General features: G+C 64.9%; 23 protein-coding genes. 15 read left to right on the top strand and 8 right to left on the bottom strand.

The features are described from left to right. Positions 1-71: 71 nt before the first annotated feature. The 5 genes from A3K89_RS21025 (at position 72) to A3K89_RS21005 (ending at position 3,368) form a co-directional block, all read left to right on the top strand. Positions 72-863 (top strand): helix-turn-helix transcriptional regulator, encoded by a 792-nt coding sequence (locus tag A3K89_RS21025; RefSeq protein WP_068430199.1) that lies wholly within the window; start codon positions 72-74, stop codon positions 861-863. An 87-nt stretch (positions 864-950) separates the two neighbouring features. Further along, a complete protein-coding gene (locus tag A3K89_RS21020) occupies positions 951-2,120 on the top strand; it encodes an LLM class flavin-dependent oxidoreductase (protein ID WP_068430196.1) in 1,170 nt (389 codons plus the stop codon). Between the two features lie 2 nt (positions 2,121-2,122). Continuing rightward, entirely contained in the window at positions 2,123-2,539 is a 417-nt protein-coding gene (locus A3K89_RS21015) for an SRPBCC family protein (RefSeq protein WP_068430194.1), read from the top strand. A 38-nt stretch (positions 2,540-2,577) separates the two neighbouring features. Continuing rightward, a complete protein-coding gene (locus A3K89_RS21010) occupies positions 2,578-2,880 on the top strand; it encodes a hypothetical protein (RefSeq protein WP_206031190.1) in 303 nt (100 codons plus the stop codon). After that, on the top strand, positions 2,877-3,368 hold the full coding sequence (locus A3K89_RS21005; RefSeq protein WP_068430190.1) for a flavin reductase family protein: 492 nt from the start codon (positions 2,877-2,879) through the stop codon (positions 3,366-3,368). The genes A3K89_RS21010 and A3K89_RS21005 overlap by 4 nt, the downstream gene beginning before the upstream one ends. On the opposite strand, the gene A3K89_RS21000 is transcribed toward A3K89_RS21005, so the two are convergent. The 6 genes from A3K89_RS21000 to A3K89_RS20975 all read right to left on the bottom strand — a co-directional run bounded on the left by A3K89_RS21000 (position 3,365) and on the right by A3K89_RS20975 (position 10,318). Next, entirely contained in the window at positions 3,365-4,252 is an 888-nt protein-coding gene (locus A3K89_RS21000; RefSeq protein ID WP_068430188.1) for a TetR family transcriptional regulator, read from the bottom strand. The two genes, A3K89_RS21005 and A3K89_RS21000, sit on opposite strands and share 4 nt — an antisense overlap. Positions 4,253-4,316: 64 nt before the next feature. After that, complete coding sequence (locus A3K89_RS20995; RefSeq protein ID WP_068430186.1) at positions 4,317-5,570, bottom strand: DUF4185 domain-containing protein; 1,254 nt, start codon at positions 5,568-5,570, stop codon at positions 4,317-4,319. A 161-nt stretch (positions 5,571-5,731) separates the two neighbouring features. Then, the gene (locus tag A3K89_RS20990) at positions 5,732-7,318 is read right to left on the bottom strand and encodes an MFS transporter (RefSeq protein ID WP_068430185.1); all 1,587 of its coding nucleotides are present in this window, start codon (positions 7,316-7,318) and stop codon (positions 5,732-5,734) included. Between the two features lie 55 nt (positions 7,319-7,373). Then, positions 7,374-8,456, bottom strand: coding sequence for a galactokinase (locus tag A3K89_RS20985; protein ID WP_068430183.1), 1,083 nt, complete (start codon positions 8,454-8,456; stop codon positions 7,374-7,376). Continuing rightward, positions 8,457-9,539: a galactose-1-phosphate uridylyltransferase gene (gene galT, locus A3K89_RS20980; RefSeq protein ID WP_068430180.1), complete on the bottom strand. Its 1,083-nt coding sequence runs from the start codon at positions 9,537-9,539 to the stop codon at positions 8,457-8,459. Continuing rightward, positions 9,536-10,318 (bottom strand): DeoR/GlpR family DNA-binding transcription regulator, encoded by a 783-nt coding sequence (locus tag A3K89_RS20975; RefSeq protein ID WP_068430178.1) that lies wholly within the window; start codon positions 10,316-10,318, stop codon positions 9,536-9,538. Before A3K89_RS20975 ends, galT begins: the two co-directional genes overlap by 4 nt. A 156-nt stretch (positions 10,319-10,474) precedes the next feature. Here A3K89_RS20975 and A3K89_RS20970 point away from each other — a divergent pair, with 156 nt between their 5' ends. Further along, positions 10,475-12,181, top strand: coding sequence for a sodium:solute symporter family protein (locus tag A3K89_RS20970; RefSeq protein ID WP_068430176.1), 1,707 nt, complete (start codon positions 10,475-10,477; stop codon positions 12,179-12,181). Positions 12,182-12,193: 12 nt separating this feature from the next. Continuing rightward, on the top strand, positions 12,194-12,472 hold the full coding sequence (locus A3K89_RS20965) for a hypothetical protein (RefSeq protein WP_068430175.1): 279 nt from the start codon (positions 12,194-12,196) through the stop codon (positions 12,470-12,472). 62 nt (positions 12,473-12,534) lie between these two features. Here the strand turns inward: A3K89_RS20965 and A3K89_RS20960 are convergent, their stop codons facing one another. After that, a complete protein-coding gene (locus A3K89_RS20960) occupies positions 12,535-13,104 on the bottom strand; it encodes a DUF4352 domain-containing protein (protein WP_068430172.1) in 570 nt (189 codons plus the stop codon). Between the two features lie 158 nt (positions 13,105-13,262). Between A3K89_RS20960 and A3K89_RS20955 the strand changes: the two genes are divergently transcribed. Both A3K89_RS20955 and A3K89_RS20950 read left to right on the top strand, forming a co-directional pair. Then, positions 13,263-14,465, top strand: coding sequence for a sensor histidine kinase (locus tag A3K89_RS20955; RefSeq protein WP_068430559.1), 1,203 nt, complete (start codon positions 13,263-13,265; stop codon positions 14,463-14,465). 36 nt (positions 14,466-14,501) lie between these two features. After that, the gene (locus A3K89_RS20950; RefSeq protein ID WP_068430169.1) at positions 14,502-15,155 is read left to right on the top strand and encodes a response regulator transcription factor; all 654 of its coding nucleotides are present in this window, start codon (positions 14,502-14,504) and stop codon (positions 15,153-15,155) included. Between the two features lie 8 nt (positions 15,156-15,163). Here the strand turns inward: A3K89_RS20950 and A3K89_RS20945 are convergent, their stop codons facing one another. Next, positions 15,164-15,580, bottom strand: coding sequence for an EVE domain-containing protein (locus A3K89_RS20945; protein WP_254303613.1), 417 nt, complete (start codon positions 15,578-15,580; stop codon positions 15,164-15,166). Positions 15,581-15,612: 32 nt separating this feature from the next. Here A3K89_RS20945 and A3K89_RS20940 point away from each other — a divergent pair, with 32 nt between their 5' ends. The 6 genes from A3K89_RS20940 (at position 15,613) to A3K89_RS20915 (ending at position 20,281) form a co-directional block, all read left to right on the top strand. Beyond that, the gene (locus tag A3K89_RS20940; RefSeq protein WP_157105399.1) at positions 15,613-16,239 is read left to right on the top strand and encodes a hypothetical protein; all 627 of its coding nucleotides are present in this window, start codon (positions 15,613-15,615) and stop codon (positions 16,237-16,239) included. A 92-nt stretch (positions 16,240-16,331) separates the two neighbouring features. After that, positions 16,332-16,586: a BatC protein gene (locus A3K89_RS20935; protein WP_068430160.1), complete on the top strand. Its 255-nt coding sequence runs from the start codon at positions 16,332-16,334 to the stop codon at positions 16,584-16,586. Positions 16,587-16,591: 5 nt separating this feature from the next. Continuing rightward, positions 16,592-17,842, top strand: coding sequence for a cupin domain-containing protein (locus tag A3K89_RS20930; RefSeq protein ID WP_084423965.1), 1,251 nt, complete (start codon positions 16,592-16,594; stop codon positions 17,840-17,842). Continuing rightward, entirely contained in the window at positions 17,839-18,711 is an 873-nt protein-coding gene (locus tag A3K89_RS20925) for a sucrase ferredoxin (protein ID WP_068430158.1), read from the top strand. The genes A3K89_RS20930 and A3K89_RS20925 overlap by 4 nt, the downstream gene beginning before the upstream one ends. Positions 18,712-18,733: 22 nt before the next feature. Continuing rightward, the gene (locus tag A3K89_RS20920; protein ID WP_068430552.1) at positions 18,734-19,858 is read left to right on the top strand and encodes a YbfB/YjiJ family MFS transporter; all 1,125 of its coding nucleotides are present in this window, start codon (positions 18,734-18,736) and stop codon (positions 19,856-19,858) included. A 9-nt stretch (positions 19,859-19,867) separates the two neighbouring features. Continuing rightward, entirely contained in the window at positions 19,868-20,281 is a 414-nt protein-coding gene (locus A3K89_RS20915; protein ID WP_068430156.1) for a CoA-binding protein, read from the top strand. Positions 20,282-20,319 lie beyond the last annotated feature (38 nt).

Below are 20,319 nucleotides of genomic sequence, written 5' to 3'. Positions count from 1 at the left end.
CAGGATGCAACTATCCGCGCACGGTTGGCGAAGCCGCCCGAACGAACGTCCGCATTGGTTACCATCGCGGGATGCGCTCCTCCGTGCCCGAAGCCGCCTCGTCGTGGCAGGACACACTGTCCCCCGAGCATCTGCGTCGCATACTCGGGGTCCTCGACGTGTGCCGCACTTCCCCGGGTGGCACGCAGTTCAAGGAAAGTCTGGTCGACGCCATCGCGACGATCTTCGACGTCCGCGACGTCACGTTCTTCTTCGGATCGACCTATCCGACGCTGTTCGCCGACCCCGCGCCCCTGCTCACCGGTGCCGCCGAGCCGCTGCTCGTCGAATACCAGGAGCGATGGCGCGACAAGGACGTCTTCGCGCTCCCGCAAGCCCGACGCACGCTGACCGACGACGGGTTCGCGACGCTGGACGATCTCGCTCGTCTCCCGGTTCCGCAGCGGTCCTACGTCGAGGACTATCTGGCACCGCACGGGATGGGCACGGCGTCGGCGATCCACCTTCGCTTCGCCGACGGCGAGGCCCTCGTCGGAATGTTCGACCGCGAGCGCTACTGGGATCTCGGCGATCTCACCGCGATCCGATTGCTCGCCGCCCACCTGCGCGTGGCCAGTCGATCCATCGTCATCGGTGACGACGTCGACGCAGAGGACCCGCTCGCGGGGTTGACTCCCCGACAGGTCGAGGTGGCCGAACTGATCAGTGACGGCTTGACCAACGCGCAGATCGCCGCCGAACTGACACTGACCGAAATGACTGTCAAGAAATACGTCAGCCGCATCTTCGAGACCACCGGACTACGCAACCGCGCAGCTCTCACGGCCTCGCTGGTGCGCAGAAACGGGTCGGCTGCCCGTTAGGTTGTCCACTTTCGAGGACTGTCAGCGAGTGTGGCGTGGGTCATACAGTCGCTGGGACCCCATCCCCTCGTCACAGTTGGAGAACCGATGACGCGCCTGAAGTTCGGTACGTTCCTCGCCCCGATCCACACGCCCGGACAGAACCCGACGCTTCTGCTCCAGCGCGATCTCGAGCTCGTCGAATACATCGAGAAGCTCGGCTACGAGGAAGCGTGGTTCGGCGAGCATCACTCTGCGGGCGCCGAGATCTACGCATCCCCCGAGATCATGATCGCCGCCGCAGGCGAACGCACGAGTCGTATCAAGTTGGGCACCGGTGTCACGTCGGTCAGCTACCACAATCCACTCTGGGCGGCCGAGCGCATGGTGATGCTCGACCACCTCACCCACGGCCGCGTCCTGTTCGGCCTCGGTCCAGGATCGCTGCCGACCGACGCCGCGATGCTCGGCCTGTCGCAGATCGACACCCGCGAGCTGTTGGCGGAGAACGCCGACATCATCATGCGACTGCTGCGCGGCGAAACCGTCAGCGCGAAGACCCGCACGCACGAGTTGTTCGACGCGAAGATCCAGATGGCCCCGTACTCGGATCCGCTGTTCGACGTCGTCGTCGCCGCCATCGCGTCGCCGACCGGCGCTCGCCTCGCCGGCAAGCTCGGCATCGGCCTGCTGTCCATCGCCGCCACCCTGACCGCCGACGGCTTCAGTGCACTGCAACACCATTGGGGCATGCTCGAGGAATTCGCCGAGCAGGCGGGACGGTCCGACGAAGTGGATCGTTCGACGTGGCGCCTCGTCGGCCCGTTCCACATCGCCGAGACCGTCGAGCAGGCATACGAGGATGTCGAGCACGGGATCGAGTACTGGTTCAACTACCTGCAGCACGTCGCCGCGTTCCCGCAGATGGACGTCCGCGGTGAGAACAAGAAAGAGATGATCGACTTCATCAACACGTCGGGCATCGGCGTCATCGGTACCGCGGAGCAGGCACGCGCACAGGTGCAACGACTCGTCGACCAGTCCGGCGGCTTCGGCACGCTGCTGCTGCAGGGCCACGACTGGGCGAACCCGCAGGCCACCAAGCGTTCTTACGAACTGTTCGCACAGGACGTCATGCCGTACTTCCAGGGCCAGGCGCAGCCGATGCTCGATGCGGCAGCCCATGCCGAATCGGTCCGCGAGGGCCAGGCCGACGAGCATCGCAAGGCCGTCGACCACATGACGAAGAAGTACAACGCCGAGTTGGGGAGGGCCTGATCATGGCAACCGTCTCGGTACGACAGGAGTTCGCCCAGAGCCCGTCCGCGCTGTGGGCCGTCGTCGGCGATCCGGCGGCTGCCGCGTCGTGGATCCCGTCGGTCGGCTCGGCCACGATGGAGGGCGACGTCCGGCACGGTGTGTTCACCGACGGAAACCCGGTGCGGGAACGCATCGTGGCCCACGACGACGAGAACCGCACGTACACGTACGAATACGTCGACGGGCCGCTGCCGCTGGCCGAGTGCGTGTCGACGATTCGCGTCGACGCCGCGGGCTCCGGATCGGTCGTCTCGTGGGACGCGGAATTCACCGCGTCGGGTGACGACCCGGCCGCGTTGGAGAAAGATCTCGAGATCGGCATCGGCGACATCTACCGCGCCGCACTCGACGAAGCCGGGCGGCTGGCCCAGTCGTGACGGCCGGTCTTGCTTCACTGTTCGACAAGGTCACCGTCATGCACTCGACCAGCGAATGGGCCGACGTGCATCGTGACCTCGTCGACGTTCTGGGTCCGGCCGTCTTCTCCGACGGCCGGGCCTGGGCCAGTTTCGGCGCGATCAGCCTGTCCGACGAATCCGGGCCTGCGTGGTCCCTTCTCGCGAAGACGACCGATCTCGAGGCCGTCGCCCGGGCCGCGCAAGACCTCGGGTGGGACGTCGGCACACCGGTTCGAGGTAGCCACGAATCGCGCCTCCCTCTGCGCTCCCCCGCCGGGCTGACCGTCGTCGCCTACGCACCGGAAGGAAAGACCTCATGACCGCACCAGCGCACGACCCCACGCACTTTCGCACGGTGTTGGGCCAGTTCTGCACCGGGGTCGTCGTCGTGACCTCGGTCGACGACGCCGGAAGCCCGCTCGGCATGGCCGTCGGGTCGTTCACCTCCGTCTCGCTGGACCCGCCGCTGGTGGCGTTCTTCGTCGCGCACACATCGACGACGTTCCCGAAAATCGCTGCCAGCGGACGGTTCTGCGCGAACATCCTGTCCCACGATCAGCTCGACCTCTGCCGGGCGTTCTCCAAGTCCGGCGGGGACAAGTTCGCGGGAATCGGTTGGCATCCGACCGATTCCGGCGCCCCGGTGTTGGACGGAGCTCACGGCTGGATCGACTGCGCCATCGACAGCGTGCAGCGGCTCGGCGACCACGACCTGGTCGTCGGGCGAGTCGAGCAGCTCGACACCGACGGCGCCGACGAGTCTCCTCTCGTGTTCTACCGCGCCGGGTTCCACGCACTGCAGCGCTAGAGCTTCAGCCCTTCGCCCGCCGGTCGGTGCGCAACGAGGTCGAGAGCGAACCGGACGTACGCAGCCGCGATCTCCTCTGGCTGCTCGTCGCCCTGCGGGTTGTACCACTGCGCGACGGACACGCACATCGTGACGACGGCACGCGCGGCCTCGTGCGGGCGGTTCGTTCCGAACAGGCCGAGGTCGACGCCGGACTGCACCTCGACGTCGACCATTCGCTGCAGCGCAACGCGTTTCGTGGCGATGGCGGCGTAGCTGTCGTCTTCGAGGCTGCGCATCTCACTCGATCCGACGAACCCCATCTCCTTGCGGTAGCTGTGGTAGAGCGTCAAGCTCTCGACGAGGCGTGAGAACCGCTCGACGTGATCGTCGGGATCGCACTCGTCGCGGGCGGCGGTCGCGCGTCGCAGCAGATCGGTCATCGTGAGCTCGAACAGGGCGACCAGCATGGCCTGTTTGCTCGGGTAGTAGTGGTAGAGCGCGGACACGCTCGATTCCGCTTCCTCGGCGATGTCGCGAATCGAGCACCCGTGGTAGCCCTTGCGAACGATGCAGGCCAGCGCGGCCCGCAGGACGAGATCCATCGGGACGTCGTCGAACTCGCGCCAGTTGCCGGTGGTCGATTCGTCCTCGTCGGGTCGCCTCGACGAGACGCTCGCCGAACCCGTCGCGAACAGGTCGGCGGGCGAGACACCGAGCGCGGTGGCGATCTCGTGCAATCGATCGACACTCATCGTGGTCCTGCCCTTCTCGAGGGCGGTGATGGTCGCCGGGCTCAGTTCGAGACGTCGCGCCAGTTCGCGAAGGGACACACCCGTCGCCATCCGGGTCTCGCGTACGCGCGCCCCGATGTGTACCCCGGGACTGTCTGCCATGGACACCATCTGTTCAGCGTAACGGAACGTGATTGTTCGGCACGGTCGAACGACTCGGACAGGCGTCAGGGCATCAGGGCTTCAGTGCATCGAGATTCGTCCGTAGCAACAGCACGTTGTAGTCCGACCACCGAGATGCCGTGAAGTACAGGTCTTTTCCGTTGGTCGTCGGGTGAATGTAGGGCGCGTAGATGCCACCAGAGGTGTTACGGGCGTCGAGCAGCGTGGTCGGCGCGGTCCACGGACCCTCGGGCTTCTCAGCGGTCCGGGCGACGATCGTGCGGTTCGCCTCGTTGCCGTACAGCATGATGTACCGCTGCAGGTAGTCGTTCCAGGCCACCGACAACTCGCTGACGGGTTCTTCGACGACCGAGACCGAATCGGCGACATCCGTCGACCACGGTCGTGCAGGATCCGCCGTCGAATATTCGTACTTGCCGAGATCGAGGATGTCCTGTGGCAGGACCCGAGACAGGAAGGCGGCGCCGAATCGTCCGTTGGGCGTACCGAATTGGTAGATGTAGCCGTCCTGCCCGCGTGTGTACGCGTTCATCTGGAACTTGCCGTTGCTCTCCTCGACCTGATCGACGCCGGGGATCGTGACACCTGCATTCACACGGATCGTCGACGGCGCCGTCGCCCAGGTCTGGCCGTTGTCGTTCGAGACGGCGATGGCAGAGAAGTTCGTGACCCACCGCCCGGGCGCTCCCCATTCACGCACCGACATGTAGTTCATGTACTGGACGCCGTCGATCGAGATGGCCGCGGTCGGGATCGTCGTGTCCTCGACCTTCGGCAGTCCGAGGCTCGGAATGACTTGACTGGCGAAGTTCGGGGCGAGTGGCTGCACGACCGCGCCCGAGTCGACGTCACCTGGAACAGCCGGGCCGACGGTGATGCCGTCGGACAGGTTGTCGTCGTTCGACCTCAGCAGAACGTTGCTGCGCCACTGCTGACCGGTGACCGAGCAGTTACCGAAGGTGTCACCGAACGCCATCAGCGTCTGACCTGCACCGTTGTCCCAGCTGATGCCGAGGTCGGTGCCTGAGATGCCGAGGGTCTCGTACGTATTGTTCGGACCCTGCGGTCCGGTGACCCACGCGATCGACTGCGTGGCGCCGGTATCGATGCGTGGCAACGGGCCCTGCGGGCCTCGTGGATCTCTGCCGTCGCCACTTCCCGACGAGCCGAACAGCGGCGACGACCCCGGGCCGCCCAATCCCCCGCACGGATCCGCCGACGCGACAGGGCTGGCGACGACGGCGAGCCCGCTCGTCATCAGAGTGAGGGCCGCACCGAGTGCGATCTGTCGACGTCGTGTGCGCATACGAATCCTCACGGGGTCGTGTTACTCGTGTGACTGATGGGGTGAGTGTTACTGAATTCGACTGTTTGCGCAAGAATTCGACGTCGACAAACCCCGTTGCAGCAGAATGACATTGGTGTAATTCACGCGCGAACGCGGCGGTCCGACGGGCGGTGGGGACGCTACTGCGGCGGTTTCTGCGGAATGGCACCCGTGAAGAACAGGGCGGTCACCGCCAGAAGCGCGGTGAGCGACAGGGCCATGCGCAGAGCTTCGAGACGCGCATCCGCATTCAGCTGCACGATGTCGTTCGCTCTGGCCTCGTCGATCTGTGCATCCTCGGCGGCAGCACGCAGCTGTGTATCGGACAGAAACGGCACACCCGACGACAGTTCAATCGATGCCTGCTCCTTCACCGCGGCGGGGACATCCGAATTGCCCTGTATGCCAGTGACTATCGACGCGCTCAGCGTGGCGATCAAGACCGAACCGATCAGAGCCGTTCCGAGGGATGCCCCGAGATTGGTGGCCGTGTTCTGGAGTCCACCGACCTCTGCGCTCTGCGAATCCGGCACAGCGGACACCGTCACCGCACCGAGTTGCGACGCGAGCGCGCCCAGTCCGACACCCATCAGCAGCATCGGTAGTGCAACGATCCCCGCGTTGGCCCCCGGATCCAATCCAGCGACCAGGATCAGAATTCCGACGATCATCGACGCCCAGCCCGCTCGTACGACACGTCGGGGATTCGCGCGTGGCCACATCCGCGGAATGCCTGCCGCCGAGACGAGGAGCGCCACCGACAGCGGCAGCAGTCGAAGTCCGGTCTGCAGTGCACTGAGTTCGAGGACGACGGACAGAAACAACGGGACGGTGAAGAAGACACCGGCCTGAACGGTGAATTGTGAGAAGAACATGGTCAGCCCGCCGGTGAGCTGGCGGTTTCGCAGCAGTTGCGGGTCGACGAGCGGCTGCGCATCCGTGGCCGCGAGGTGAGTTTGCCAGCGCAGGAAGACGTACAGCAGCACTGTTCCGGCGAGTATCAGCCAGATCACCGGAGACAATCCCAGAATCACCGGACCGCCCGTCTGCGCACGCACCCAACCCCATTCGCCGGAACGCAGGACACCGAACACGATGGACCCGAGACTGACGATCGACAGCAGTGAGCCGACGACGTCGAGCCGGGCAGGCTCGGGTGGGACATCCTTGACCCGGCGCAGAACCGCCAGAATGACCACAACGAGAACGACTTCGCCGAAGAACACGTACCGCCAGGAGGCGAACGTCGTCACGGCACCGCCGATCAGGGGGCCCGCGGCGACCGCCATTGCCCCGGCCGCTGCCACGAGACCGTAGGCGCCTGCACGTCGCTCGGGCGGGAAGTTGGCCGCGACCAGCGCCACGATGGCCGGCATGATCAACGCAGCACCGATGCCTTCGAGCAGTGACCACCCGAGCAAGAGGACGGGAAGATTCGGCGCGAGACCCGTCGTGAACGAGCCCGCACCGTAGACGATCAGTCCGATGCCAAAGGCCCGTCTGCGCCCGATGATCGTGCCGATCTTTCCGCCGGTGATCATCAGCGTCGCCATCACCAGCGTGTACAACGTGATCGCAGTCTGAATACCGGTGATGGAGGTGTCGAGGTCGGACGCGACCGACGCCATCGACACGTTCATCACCGAGCTGTCCAACGTCATCAGAAATTGACCTGCGGCCAGTACCGCAAGCACCAACGACGAACCGGACTTCACCCGCGCGGGCATCCTCCGATGATGCGCCGGGAGCAGCCGCGTACGAATCACCCGGGGAGGGTGACTGTCACCGCTGTACCGCGGCTCCCGACCCGGCGCGGGCCGTGAAGATACTCGGAGCCGGGTAGTCCCGAGCTGCGATGTCCGACGCGATTTTCTCGGCGATCGCATCTTTCTCGGCGGCCTTGACGAGAGCGATGACGCACCCGCCGAATCCGCCGCCGGTCATGCGGGCACCGAGCGCACCGTGCCGGACTGCCGAGTCCGCGATGAGATCGATGTGCGGTGTGGTGATCTCGAAGTCGTCGCGCATCGACGCATGCGACTGATTCATCAGGTCGCCGACGCGTCGGAATCCGCCGGCCGTCAATGCTATTCCGCAGTCGAGGACGCGTTCGTTCTCGGTCAGGACGTGCCGTGCTCGGCGACGGTCGGTCGGGTCTTCTATTCGGTTCAGGACATCCTGACCCTGCACTTCTCGGAGCGAATCCGCCCCGAGAACATGCGCCGCCCGTGTGCAGGAATCCCGACGCGCCGCGTATTCCCCTGTCGAATGCTGATGTGCTGCATGGGAATCGACGACCAACAACGCCAGACCGTGACTGGCCGGGTCGAAGTCGACGGGCGTGACGTCGGCCGCCTCGAAGTCGACGAGGAGCGCGCGGTCGGCTTCGCCGTGGAGCGACGCCAGCTGGTCCATGAGGCCGGTCGGGGCGCCGACGAAGTCGTTCTCGGCACGCTGCGCGATTCGCGCGACATCGAGAAGGTCGAGTTCGACGCCGGTCGCTTCGTTCATGGCCAACAGCACCGCACATTCGAGCGCTGCGGACGACGACAGTCCCGCGCCGATCGGCACAGTGCTGCTGATCGACATCGTTCCACCGACGACGCGGTGGCCTGCCGCGGCCAGAGCCCAGACGACACCCGCCGGGTACGCGGACCAACCGTCGACGTCGCCGGGTTGCACGGTGACGTCGAAGGCGTGCTTCCCTGCCTCCCTGTCTGTTTCGAGCGTGATCGTCGTGGAGTCGTCCGGCTCGAAGCGGACGGTCGTACGCTGCTCGAGCGCAATGGGCATTGCGAAGCCGAGGTTGTAGTCGGTGTGTTCACCGATCAGATTGATGCGGCCGGGTGCCTGCGCGACGATCACTTACGCCAACTCCTTCAGACGATCGGCCATCTGCTCGGGTGTCACGTCGGTGATGAACGCGTCCATCGCCGACTCCGACCCCGCCAGGAACTTCAGTTTCGTGGCGGACCGACGTACCGACATCAATTCGATGTGGAAGTACCCGTCCTGCTGACCGCAATCCGGTCGATACTGATGTAGCGCCGAAATGTACGGCAGCGGTGTGGGATACATTCGGTCGAACCGACCGAGCACGTCGAGGTACACGTCGGTGAGCCCGTCGAGCTCCGCTTCGGTGAGGTCAGTGAGGTTGTGCACGTGGCGATTCGGATAGATGTGCACCTCGACCGGCCAACGCGCCGAGAACGGAACGAACGCCGTGAACTGCTCGTTCGACGCGATCACTCGGACACCGTCCCGAATCTCTCTCGCCAGGATGTTCTCGAAAAGGTTTGCGCCGTGGTTGTTCTCGGCGAAAACGCGAGCCTGACGCAGCATCGACGTGGTCCTCGGCGTCAGATACGGGTAGCCGTAGATCTGCCCGTGCGGGTGGGACAGCGTGACGCCGATTTCCTCTCCCCTGTTCTCGAAGCAGAAGACCTGCTCGATCCCCGGCATCGCCAACAGCGTTTCGGTGCGGTCCCGCCAGACGTCGACGACGAGCCGTGCGTGCTGATGACTCAGTTCGAAGAACGACGTCGTGTGGTTGCTGGAGAAACAGATGACCTCGCAGCGGCCGACGCCGGGACCCGAATCGCGTTCCGGGTCCAGCGGTTCGGCGGCAGGTCCTGCGTGCGACAGGCTGGGGAAACGGTTCTCGAACACGACGACGTCGTAGTCCGCGGCCGGCACCTCACTTGAATCGCCGCGCGGGGACGGACACAGCGGGCACTGATCGGCCGGAGGCTTGTAGGTGCGGTCCTGACGCAACGCGGCGATCGCGATCCAATCACCGGTCTGACGGTCACGACGAACCTCGGACTGCGCGATGGTGGGGCGCGGCGACAGTGGCCTCACATCCGGCACAGGACGAACGTCGTTGCCGGGCAACGAAAAGAAGAGTATGTCGCGGCCGTCCGCCAGCGCCGCCTGTGTGATCTTCATGCATTCTCCGTCTCGGCTACGACAATGGTGTCGACATGTTTCGCGAGTGCCCTGCGGTCGGCGGAAGCGAGTCCGTCGTCCACGACGAGCGTGTGGACGTCCGACATCCGTCCGAACACGTTGGTTCCGACCTCGCGGTACTTGGTGTTGTCGGCGAGTACGAACAGCCGCCGGCCCGTGGCGATGAGACGCCGATTCGTCTCTGCCTCAGCGATATTCGGCGTAGTCAGTCCCGATTCGACGTCGAATCCGTGCACACCGAGGAAGACCGCGTCGACACGGAAGGAATCGAGCGCCGCGTTGGCGACCGGACCCACCAGCGCATCGGACGGCGTACGCGACCCTCCCGTCAGGTAGACGATGGGGTCGGGTTCCGACGGGTGTCCGGTCAGCTCCTGAAAGATCGGGATCGAATTGGTGACGACGGTGATCGAACTGCGTCCGCGCAGTAGCCTGGCCAGCTCGAGCGTCGTGGTTCCTGCGCTGACCGCGATAGTCATGCCGTCCTCGACCGCGCCGAGAGCTGCTCGACCGATCGCCACCTTCTCGGCGTGCTGACGTGCGGCCTTCGCCGTCGACGGTGGTTCGACGCCTCGGTTGTCGCGGGCGATCGCGCCACCGTGCACCTTGCGCAGAACCTCCCGCTCGTCGAGAACGTCGAGGTCACGCCGGATGGTCATCTCGGACACGTCGAGACTGTCCGCGAGGTCGACGACCTTGACGGCACCCTCCGCGCGAAGCGCCGACATGATTCGTTCATGCCGCTCTGCTGCGAGCATCCGCTTCTACCTCCGAGTCCCTGGTGAAATCGAACATTACCAAACATCGAGCCGGCAAATAACGGTCGAATCTGTACGTAAATGTTTGGCTCTGTTACTTTATGTTCACATTGCTCACGACCGTGAGCCAGCTCACTCAACCAGGGAGGTTGACGCGTGACGTCGAACCTTGCGGCAGAAGGCGCGTTGTCGTTCAACACGAACGCGCTGGACTACGTCCTCATCGCCGTATATTTCGTATTCGTCCTCGGAATCGGATACGTAGCCCGCCGACAACTGTCGACGAGCCTCGACTTCTTCCTCTCCGGCCGTCGGCTACCCGCATGGGTCACCGGCATCGCATTCGTGTCCGCGAATCTCGGAGCCGTGGAGATCATGGGCATGTCCGCCAACGGCGCCCAGCTCGGTCTTGCCACGATGCACTACTACTGGATCGGAGCGATCCCGGCGATGCTGTTCCTCGGCATCGTCATGATGCCGTTCTACTACGGCTCGAAGGTGCGCAGCGTTCCTGAGTTCATGCGCAAGCGGTTCGATTCCAAAGCGCACCTGGTCAATGCGATCAGCTTCGCCGTCGCGCAGATCCTCATCGCGGGTGTCAACCTGTTCCTGCTCGCGACCGTCGTGAGAACCCTTCTGGGATGGTCGCTCTGGGTGTCGCTGGTCGTCGCCGCGGCAATCGTGTTGACGTACACCGTCCTCGGCGGCCTGTCCGCCGCCATCTACAACGAAGTGCTGCAGTTCTTCGTCATCCTCGCTGCGCTCGTGCCGCTGACGGTCATCGGGCTCATCAAGGTCGGCGGCTGGTCCGGGCTGAAGGAAAAGGTCGTCCCGACGGTCACCGACGGCAGTGTCACCGCGTCGACGGGTGAACAGCTCTCGTCGTGGCCCGGGCAGGCGTTGAGCGGTTTCGATTCCCCGATCCTGTCCATCGTCGGCATCGTGTTCGGACTCGGATTCGTGCTGTCGTTCGGCTACTGGACGACGAACTTCGTCGAGGTGCAGCGCGCCATGGCGTCCGATTCGATGTCCGCAGCCCGGCGAGCCCCGATCATCGGCGCGATCCCGAAGATGTTGGTGCCGTTCGTCGTCGTGGTCCCCGGCATGATCGCGGCCGCGGCCATCGGCGACATGATCAACCTGAAGCAGAACGGCACCGGCGACATCACCTACAACGACGCCATGCTGTTGATGATGCGCGACATCCTGCCCAACGGTTTGCTGGGCGTCGCCGTCGCCGGTCTGATGGCCGCGTTCATGGCAGGTATGGCCGCGAACATCTCGGCGTTCAACACCGTGTTCAGCTACGACCTCTGGCAGCAGTACATCGTCAAGGATCGCGAGGACGGCTACTACATCACGGTCGGACGCGTCGCGACCGTCGTCGCAACGATTCTCGCGATCTTCACCGCGTTGATCGCGTCGGGATACTCCAACCTGATGGACTATCTGCAGACGTTGTTCGGATTCTTCAACGCACCGCTCTTCGCCACGTTCATCCTCGGTATGTTCTGGAAGAAGATGACGCCCGCGGCCGGGTGGATCGGGCTCGTGTCCGGAACGGCGTCAGCGGTATTCGTGTTCGTCCTGTCCGAGGTCGGGGTGATCAACCTGCCCGGTCAGGGCATGCCGTTCGTGGCCGCATCCGCTGCGTTCGTCGTCGACATCGTCGTCAGTATCGGTGTCAGCATGGTGACCCGACCGAAACCGGCGAAGGAACTGGTCGGCTTCGTGTACTCCGAGACTCCTCGCGAGATGTTCGCCGACCCCGAAGATGCCACCAACCCGTGGTTCAAGCGGCCGGTTCCGTTGGCAGGCTTCGCGTTGGGCCTCGTCGTCGTTCTCAACATCGTCTTCCACTGATAGGGCACTGACATGACCTCACCAGATTCGAAGCCCAGCGCGATCGCGCGATTGTTCGACATCCGTTCCGTCATCGGCGCGCTTCTCGGCATCTACGGAATTCTGCTGACGCTGGCGGGCCTGTTCCCGTCGGTGTTCGGCAACGAGACCCATTCCTCGCCGTCGAACAACGTGGTCGACATGAGCGTCGGAACGAGCGCCAACCTGTGGGTCGGGCTCGTCATGCTCGCTCTCGCGCTGACATTCGGTGGATGGGCACTCGCGCGGCCTGCGGTCGTCGGGGACAAATAGGCGCCTTCGGCGCACGTGCACGAAAATACATACCCCTCTATGTATTTTCGTGCACGTGGGGTTTACAGCCCGATGGTTACACCACCTGAGAACACCGAGTCGTGCAGTTCGATCTCGGCAGGAACTGTGCCCGCAGGAACGTCGAAGACGACCGTCGCCTCGATCGAGTTGCCCGGGTTGATCTGCTCGAACGCGATCCCCTGATCGAGCACGATGGTCGCCATGTCGTCGACGGAGTACTGACGCCCCTGGCCGTCGAGCAGCTTCTGCGCCGACGTCGTGAAACTCTGCGCCTGATCACCGATGTTGCGGACCGACATCGTCACGAGCACGTACTCGCCCTGCGCGGTCTCGGTCAGAAAATCCTGTCCGACGCTGGGTACTCCGGGCTGAGCGCCGGTGACGACGAACTCGAATTTGCCGTCGCGCACCGGGGTTCCGAGGCCGACGACCGGTTCCGTCGCCTCGGGGGCCGGGGCTCCGGGACTCGACGTGCTGGTGTCTCCTGATCCGCTGTTGACCGCGGTGACCACGATGACGAGAACGATCAGCGCGAGAATTCCGGTCAGGATCTTATGCCGGAAGAACCAGTTGCGCTTCGGTTCGGTGGCGACGGGCTGCGGTGTGGTCATGATGTAATCCCTTCGTTCGTGAGCGATGGGACAAGAACACCGCAGCGGGCCTGGTCACCACTTCGGCAGAACGGACGAACCGTCTCATCCTTTCGGTCGGGGTTCGAACCGAACGACCGGTGCGTTCGTGTCGGCGGGCGACCGTATCGTTTCCGGTCATGAGCACGAGCACTCCCAGCAGGTGGCGTCGCCGCGTGTGGACGACCGCAGCCGTGAGCCTGAGCGTGATCTGCTCGATGTTCACGGTCATGTTCGCCTCGACCGCCGAGAACGTCCCGCCGGTGAACTACGTCGTCGGTTTCCTGTTGAACCTGGTTGCCGCAGTCGCCCTGGTGTGGCGGCACGACAAGCCGTTCGTCGTACTGGGTCTCGCCGTTGCCGGCCCGCTGTTCTTCGAGACCGATGCGACCGCCGCGCTCATCGCGTTGTATGCCGTCGCACGATTCGCGACGGGCCGCAGACTGGCGCTGTCCGCGGGCGTCGTGCTCGTCGCCTGTGGCGTCTCCCTGACCTACGACGCGTACCGTCGGCGTGACTATTCGGTGCTGACGGTCGGCACCCAGACAGTCGAGGACGGGCCTGTCCCGGACTGGAACGTCCCGCTGTGGATCGCCTGGCTCGTCGCGCTGGCGCTTGTCGGTGCGGTCACGGGTCTTGCTGTTCTACGCCGCACCCAGTCGGATCTCGATGCTGCCGTTCACACTCGCGACCGGTATGCCAAGCAATCCGACGCGCTGCGTGAGGAAGCAATTCTCGTCGCCGAACGCACTCGAATCGCGCGCGACATGCACGACACGTTGGCGGCCGGCCTCAGTCGAATCTCGTTGTTCGCGGGCGGATTGCAAGTCAACAGCACCGAAGGACCCGAGAAAGTCCCCAACACCGCGTCGTTGATCAGGCAGACCGCCCACGACGCGCTCGACGACCTGAGGCGCATCATCGGCGTGCTCCGCGGCACAGGCGACTACGCGGGCGGACGGCGAAGCATCGAAGGGGTGTCGGATCTCGTGCACAGCGTCCGCGACGCCGGCACCCATGTCACCTACTCGCTCGACCTGTCGCCCGGAGACCTGGGAGCGTCCACCAGTCAGGTGGCCTATCGCGTCGCGCAGGAGTCGCTGACCAACGCCCAGAAGCATGCACAGGGCGCACCGATTCATGTTGGCGTGCGCGGCAACAGCGACGTCGGACTCCGCATCGTAGTCCGTAATCACCTCACCGGTGCACCGGCGTTCGCGCACGGATCGGGCACCGGTCTGACGGGGTTGAGCGAGCAGGTTCGTCAGATCGGCGGCACCTTCGAAGCACAAGTCGTCCCCGGCGAATTCGTCGTCCAGGCCTGGCTTCCCTGGCACACGTGAACTTCTGTCGGTGGCGCGTCGTAAGCTTCGCGCACCATGACAGCACCGGGTATCATCACAGTTCTCGTCGTCGACGACGATCGGTTCGTGCGCGCAGGAGTTCGTGACATCTTCGCTGCCACGGGCGACATCGAGGTGACTGCCGACGTCGACGACGGTGACCGAGTCATGCAGGCCGTGAGTACATTCCGTCCGCACGTGGTGCTGATGGATCTGAAGATGAAGCGCGTCGGCGGACTGGAGGCCACCCGTCGGCTCATGACGCTGCAGAACCCGCCTGCCGTCATCGCGATGACGGCACTGGACGTCGACGACGTCGTCGTGCAGGCGGTCGCGGCAGGCGCGCACAGCTTCGTCAGCAAGGACGAAGCGCCCGAAACCTTTCATCTCGCTGTACGCGGGGTCGCCACGGGCAACACGGTCTTCAGCAAGGACTCGCTGAGACGAATCGTGGCGTCACAGGCCCCGGCGCCGCAGGCGGTACCTACCGCACTGAACTCGCTCACCGAGCGTGAGCGAGAAGTGCTGTGCATCATGGCTTCCGGTGCCACCACGTCGGCCATCTCGAAGAAGTTGTTCCTCAGCGAGACGACGGTGAAGACACACATCAACGGCATCTTCACCAAGTTGGGTGTCTCCAACCGGGTGGAGGCAGCACTCGATGCTTTCCGCGCCGGATGGGTGACGTGAGCAGCCCGTCAGATCGGCAGCAGCGATTCCAGAAGTGCGAACTGTTCCCGGTCCACCCACGACGGGTTGGATTGCTGCGGTGAGCGAAACACCTCGAGACCGTCGAGACCAGGAACGTTCCTGATCGTCGATGCGAGAACGGGCTCGGCGAAGAGTTCGATGTCGGTGGCAATCTTCCACCGAGGCCCGGGAACCGCGCTGCCGGTCACGACGCCCGCGCCCCAGAATCCGCGTCGAGGATGTGCACTCACCCAGAACAGCACTCGCTGACCGGCACTCATCAGCCGCGTCCGATAGTTCGAGGCGACACACCAGTTCTCGTGGGCTCTGCCGGCGGCGACCATCGGCCCGAGGTCCGTCGTGTTCGGGTTGCACTTGATCACCCAGGCGCCCAATGACTCGGGCGTCACCGTTCGTGTCGTCACCGTTGCCAGCGTAGGACGCTACCGTGGGCAGCATGATCTGGTACGTCTCCTACGGCTCGAACCTGCTGGCAGAGCGGTTTCGGACCTATCTGACCGGGTCAGCCGCCGACGGCGAGCTCGGCTTCCATCCTCCTGCTCCCTCACCGACGCCGCCCGCGGACGACCGCTGGCTGTGGATCGACCACGCCCTGTATTTCGCCGGGGTGTCTCAGCGGTGGACGGGTTCGGCCGCATTCGTGTCCACCGAGCGCGGCGACGTGCGGTCTGTTGCCCACGGATACCTCGTCGAGCACGACCAGTTCGCGCACTTACTCGCCGTCGAGAACGTCGTCGACGACATCGACGTGGTCGAGCCCACCGAGGTCGAGGTCGGAACCGTCGGACTTCTCGACATCGACCGGCGCGGCCAGGCTTTTCGAGGTAAATACGACGCCGTCCTCCGCCTTCCCGACATCGACGGCATCCCGGCGGTGACCGTCACCAGTTCGACGGTCCGTGAACGCGGAACACCCGCCGACCGCTACGTGCAGACGATCGGACGAGGGGTCGCCGCGTCCCCGTTCGATGTCGATCCCGACACCTATGTCGCCGACGCGATCGCCCGGTCGTCGACGATCACCCTTCCCGAGAAACCGGACGAAAGCCGTCTTCCCAGGTGATCGAGTTTGAAAGTGCGATCGACCGTCAATCCTCGGTCGGAGCGCGGCAGGCCCGCGCCTGAAAAGAAGGTACGTCGACCGAAAGGCATCCGATGAGCATCAACGACGACGACATCACCACGAGCGGCTCGGGCGGCGAAGGACCTGCCGACGGCGGCTCGAACCCGAACGGCCACGACGGCGGCGCCGACGGCACGGCAGGACCCGGCGAAGGCCCCGCTGACGGCGGCTCGAACCCCAGCGGCCACGACGGCGGCGCCGACGGCACGGCAGGACCCGGCGAAGGCCCCGCTGACGGCGGCTCGAACCCCAGCGGCCACGACGGCGGTGCGGACGGCACGGCTTGAGCCACATAACTGACGACCAGCGCGGATCGGGCAACCGGTCCGCGCTGGGCCGTTTGATCTGCGTCCACGAACGAGTTTTCGCCGACGACTACTGGGGCCGACAGCCCCTTCTGTCGCGCGCCTCCGAGCTTCCCGGATCGTTCGACGACCTGATGACGCCTGCGGCGGTCGACGAGCTCGTCTCGCATCGCGGTGTCCGCACCCCGTTCGCGCGCATGGCCAAGGACGGGTCGCTGCTGGACAAGTCGCAGTTCACGTCGTCCGGCGGATTCGGCGCCGAGATGACCGATCAACTGGACTCTGCCGCCATCCTGTCCGCGTTCGCCGACGGGCACACACTGGTCCTGCAGGGTTTGCACCGCCTGTGGCCGCCGCTGATCGACTTCGTCCGCGATCTGGTCGACGACGTCGGGCACCCGACGCAGGTCAACTCGTACATCACGCCTGCGTCGTCGAAGGGATTCTCTCCGCATTACGACGTGCACGACGTCTTCGTGCTGCAGATCAGCGGCGAGAAGCGCTGGATCCTGCACCCTCCCGTGTACCCGCATCCACTGTCGAATCAGCCGTGGTCGGACCGTACGTCGGCGGTGGAGGAGCGTGCACGCGACACTCCCGCGATGGACACCGTGCTTCGGCCCGGGGACGTCCTGTACCTCCCTCGTGGTTGGATTCACTCCGCGGAAGCATTGGGCGACACGACGATTCACTTGACCATCGGGGTTGCGTCACTCAATCGATACGACGTCGCGCACCAGTTGTTCGGCGCGCTCCAGGACGAGGCCGCTCTGCGTGCGCCACTCCCCGCAGGCATCGATCCGACCGACACCGACGCCGTGCTCCCCCATGTGGATCGAGTCATCGACGACGTCGCACACGTGCTGCAGCAGCTCAGGACCGACGAGTCTGCGCGTCGGCGCATCGCCGAACGACTCGGCCGGCGCTTCTCCGACATCACACGACCCGAGCCGGTGAATCCGCTGCGCACCGTCGACTTCATGAACGACCTGCGCGCGGAGAGCGTCGTGGTGTGGAGGCAGGGACTCGACCCGTCGATCACGCAGGGCGGCGGCAAGATTCACCTTGGACTTCGCGGTAAGACCGTGTCCCTTCCCGATGAATGCGCCGACGCGATATACCAGCTGCGGTCTCGAAAGCCCTGCCGCGTAGGCGAACTCGTCGGCCTCGACTTCGGCAGCGCGATCGTCGTCGCCCGACGCCTCCTTCGGGAAGGCGTACTGGTACCGGCGTCGTGACGTGCAGTGAGGCCGCGCGGTCGCGTGGGGATTCGCTGGCGGGAACCGCGTCCGCGGGTCGGCGCTGGTTTTTGCTCGAAATCGACGGCGCGTGGGGACATTCGGCGTTCGTGAATTCCGACCGTGTTCTCGCACCCGCGCTCGGTTTCGAAATCGCGCGGCACGTGGAGGCCGCCGGTATGCGCAGCCTGGCGATTCGACGCCCTGGCCGTCACCGCGGTGAGGGTCGGTGGCGCTGGGCCGTCGTCGATGCCCGCGTCGGCACGGAAAGCATTCGCTGGGGTGAGGTCGAGCGTCCCGAGGACGTTCTGGAACTCGACGTCGACGATCCTGCCGGGACGCTGTCGACCGACCCCATCGTCGCGGTATGCACTCACGGCCGTCACGACCAATGCTGCGCGGTGCGCGGGCGCCGAGTTCTGCCTGCACTCATGACCGCGCACAGCGAGATCACCTGGGAATGCTCACACCTCGGCGGCGACCGGTTCGCCGGCACGATGGTGGTCTTTCCCGAAGGCTTGTATTACGGGAACGTCGACGACGCGGATGCGGAGCAGATCGTCGGTCTACACGGCGAGGGAATGGTGGATCCCCGCTTTTTCCGCGGACGCTGCTCGCTGTCGGCCGTCGTACAGGCGGCGCAACACCACGCACGAGTTGCGCTGTCCGACAACCGAATCGACACCCTTCATCCGGTTTCCGAACGACAGGACGGGTCGTCGTGGACCGTCGTTCTCGATCACTACGGCCGGCATGTCGAAGTGCGGCTCGAGCAGGGGCTGTCCGACCCCATCACCACGACGTGCAGAGCCACGCAGGCAGGCCCGGTTCGTAGGTTCGACGTCATCTCCATGTCACCGGTTGGGTAGCGTGCGCCGAGTGGATCAATCGATGACTGGCCGACGCGTCTCGCTCTCCGCCGCCTCAGGACTCGCGGCCGCCATGGGCGTCGGCAGGTTCGTGTTCACACCGATTCTGCCGATCATGGTCGACTCGGCCGGCGTCAGCCCGAGCAGCGGCGCGGTCATCGCCACCGCGAACTACGCGGGCTACCTCCTGGGCGCAGTCGTGCTGTCGATTCGGCCGGGCGTCAACACCACCGCGGCGTTCAGAGCGTGGGCAGTCGTGCTCGTCGTCAGCGAGCTCGCCATGGCTGCCGTGGACAGCACCGCATTGTTCTCGTTCCTCCGCTTGCTCGCCGGTATGGCCAGTGCGGCAATTTTTCTCGGATGCGCCAGCACCGTCGCACATCATGCCAAGGCGTCGCCCGGTGTGACGTTCGGCGGGGTCGGCACCGGCATCGCGGCGTCGGGAATTCTCACACTCGTTGCAGCGCCGCACCTTTCGTGGCAAGGACTGTGGCTCTGCTCGGCATTGTTGACGGCGATTCTGATTGCGCCCGCGCTCGCCCTCCGCATCCACGCCGAATCCCGTTCGGGCGGTGGCGAAAACCCGTTGTCGACGCGTGATCGCACCATCTGGCGGGTCCTGCTGGCCACGTACTTCCTCGAAGGCCTCGGTTACATCATCGTCGGCACATTCCTCGTTGCAGCGGTCGGCGGTCACGGAAATTCGTCGGTCGGCCCTGCCGTCTGGATCGTGGTCGGCCTGGCCGCGGTGCCCGCAACCGTCCTGTGGCACGCCGTCGCTCGTCGCATCACGACGAAACGCGCACTGGTGGCTGCATTCTCGTTGCAGACGATCTCCGCGCTGCTCCCAGCGCTGACCTCGAACTCCGCCGTCGCCGTCGTCTCGGCCGTCCTGTTCGGCGGCACGTTCATGGGCATCACGCTGCTGACTCTCACGACCGCCGCCCGCCTGCCCATCGGCCGCACGGCCGCCGCCCTGACCACGGTCTACGGTGTCGGCCAAGTCCTCGGGCCGCTGGTCGTCGCACGGGCAATCGGAGACTCGTACACCGTCGCGTTCATCGTCGCCGCGGTCGTTCTCGCTCTCGGCACGATCGGCGCCGCTGCGGTCGCACGACTGCAGACCGATGTCCGTGCCGAGGTGTAACTTGCGGTCATGACTACCTCGTGGCAAGACCCGAAAGCAGTCGACCTCATGCTCGACGACCTCGAGACGTGGGCAGTGGTCGGTCTGTCCGGCGATCCGAGCAAAACCGCGTACTCCATTGCCGAATTGTTGCAGCAACGCGGCAAACGAATCGTTCCGATTCACCCCGACGCACCGACCGTGCTCGGCGAACAGGGCTTCGCGACGCTGGCCGACGTCCCCTTCCCGATCGATGTCGTCGACGTGTTCCGACGATCCGAGGCGGCAGGCCGGTTCGCCGACGAGGCGGTAGCGGTGGGCGCTAAGGGCGTGTGGTTTCAGCTCGGCGTCGTCGACGAGGCAGCGTTCGAACGCACGACCGCCGCTGGGGTTGCAATGGTTATGGACACCTGCCCGGCCATCGAATGGCGGCGTAGACCGTAGCCTGAACCACACGAAAAGGACATCTCCGAAAGGCTTCT

Origin of the sequence: Rhodococcoides kyotonense (assembly GCF_001645385.1) — a bacterium.
Taxonomy (GTDB): Bacteria; Actinomycetota; Actinomycetes; order Mycobacteriales; family Mycobacteriaceae; genus Rhodococcoides; species Rhodococcoides kyotonensis_B.
The sequence above is the reverse complement of the archived record's forward strand: the minus strand, read 5'-3'. Positions and strand labels throughout refer to the sequence as shown.

Excerpts from the sequence above, each read along its gene's own strand:
- A3K89_RS21025 (WP_068430199.1), top strand. The coding sequence starts at position 72 with ATGCGCTCCTCCGTGCCCGAAGCCGCCTCGTCGTGGCAGGACACACTG.
- A3K89_RS21020 (WP_068430196.1), top strand. The coding sequence starts at position 951 with ATGACGCGCCTGAAGTTCGGTACGTTCCTCGCCCCGATCCACACGCCC.
- A3K89_RS21015 (WP_068430194.1), top strand. The coding sequence starts at position 2,123 with ATGGCAACCGTCTCGGTACGACAGGAGTTCGCCCAGAGCCCGTCCGCG.
- A3K89_RS21010 (WP_206031190.1), top strand. The coding sequence starts at position 2,578 with ATGCACTCGACCAGCGAATGGGCCGACGTGCATCGTGACCTCGTCGAC.
- A3K89_RS21005 (WP_068430190.1), top strand. The coding sequence starts at position 2,877 with ATGACCGCACCAGCGCACGACCCCACGCACTTTCGCACGGTGTTGGGC.
- A3K89_RS21000 (WP_068430188.1), bottom strand. The coding sequence starts at position 4,252 with ATGGTGTCCATGGCAGACAGTCCCGGGGTACACATCGGGGCGCGCGTA.
- A3K89_RS20995 (WP_068430186.1), bottom strand. The coding sequence starts at position 5,570 with ATGCGCACACGACGTCGACAGATCGCACTCGGTGCGGCCCTCACTCTG.
- A3K89_RS20990 (WP_068430185.1), bottom strand. The coding sequence starts at position 7,318 with ATGCCCGCGCGGGTGAAGTCCGGTTCGTCGTTGGTGCTTGCGGTACTG.
- galT (WP_068430180.1), bottom strand. The coding sequence starts at position 9,539 with ATGAAGATCACACAGGCGGCGCTGGCGGACGGCCGCGACATACTCTTC.
- A3K89_RS20975 (WP_068430178.1), bottom strand. The coding sequence starts at position 10,318 with ATGCTCGCAGCAGAGCGGCATGAACGAATCATGTCGGCGCTTCGCGCG.
- A3K89_RS20965 (WP_068430175.1), top strand. The coding sequence starts at position 12,194 with ATGACCTCACCAGATTCGAAGCCCAGCGCGATCGCGCGATTGTTCGAC.
- A3K89_RS20960 (WP_068430172.1), bottom strand. The coding sequence starts at position 13,104 with ATGACCACACCGCAGCCCGTCGCCACCGAACCGAAGCGCAACTGGTTC.
- A3K89_RS20955 (WP_068430559.1), top strand. The coding sequence starts at position 13,263 with ATGAGCACGAGCACTCCCAGCAGGTGGCGTCGCCGCGTGTGGACGACC.
- A3K89_RS20950 (WP_068430169.1), top strand. The coding sequence starts at position 14,502 with ATGACAGCACCGGGTATCATCACAGTTCTCGTCGTCGACGACGATCGG.
- A3K89_RS20940 (WP_157105399.1), top strand. The coding sequence starts at position 15,613 with ATGATCTGGTACGTCTCCTACGGCTCGAACCTGCTGGCAGAGCGGTTT.
- A3K89_RS20935 (WP_068430160.1), top strand. The coding sequence starts at position 16,332 with ATGAGCATCAACGACGACGACATCACCACGAGCGGCTCGGGCGGCGAA.
- A3K89_RS20920 (WP_068430552.1), top strand. The coding sequence starts at position 18,734 with ATGACTGGCCGACGCGTCTCGCTCTCCGCCGCCTCAGGACTCGCGGCC.
- A3K89_RS20915 (WP_068430156.1), top strand. The coding sequence starts at position 19,868 with ATGACTACCTCGTGGCAAGACCCGAAAGCAGTCGACCTCATGCTCGAC.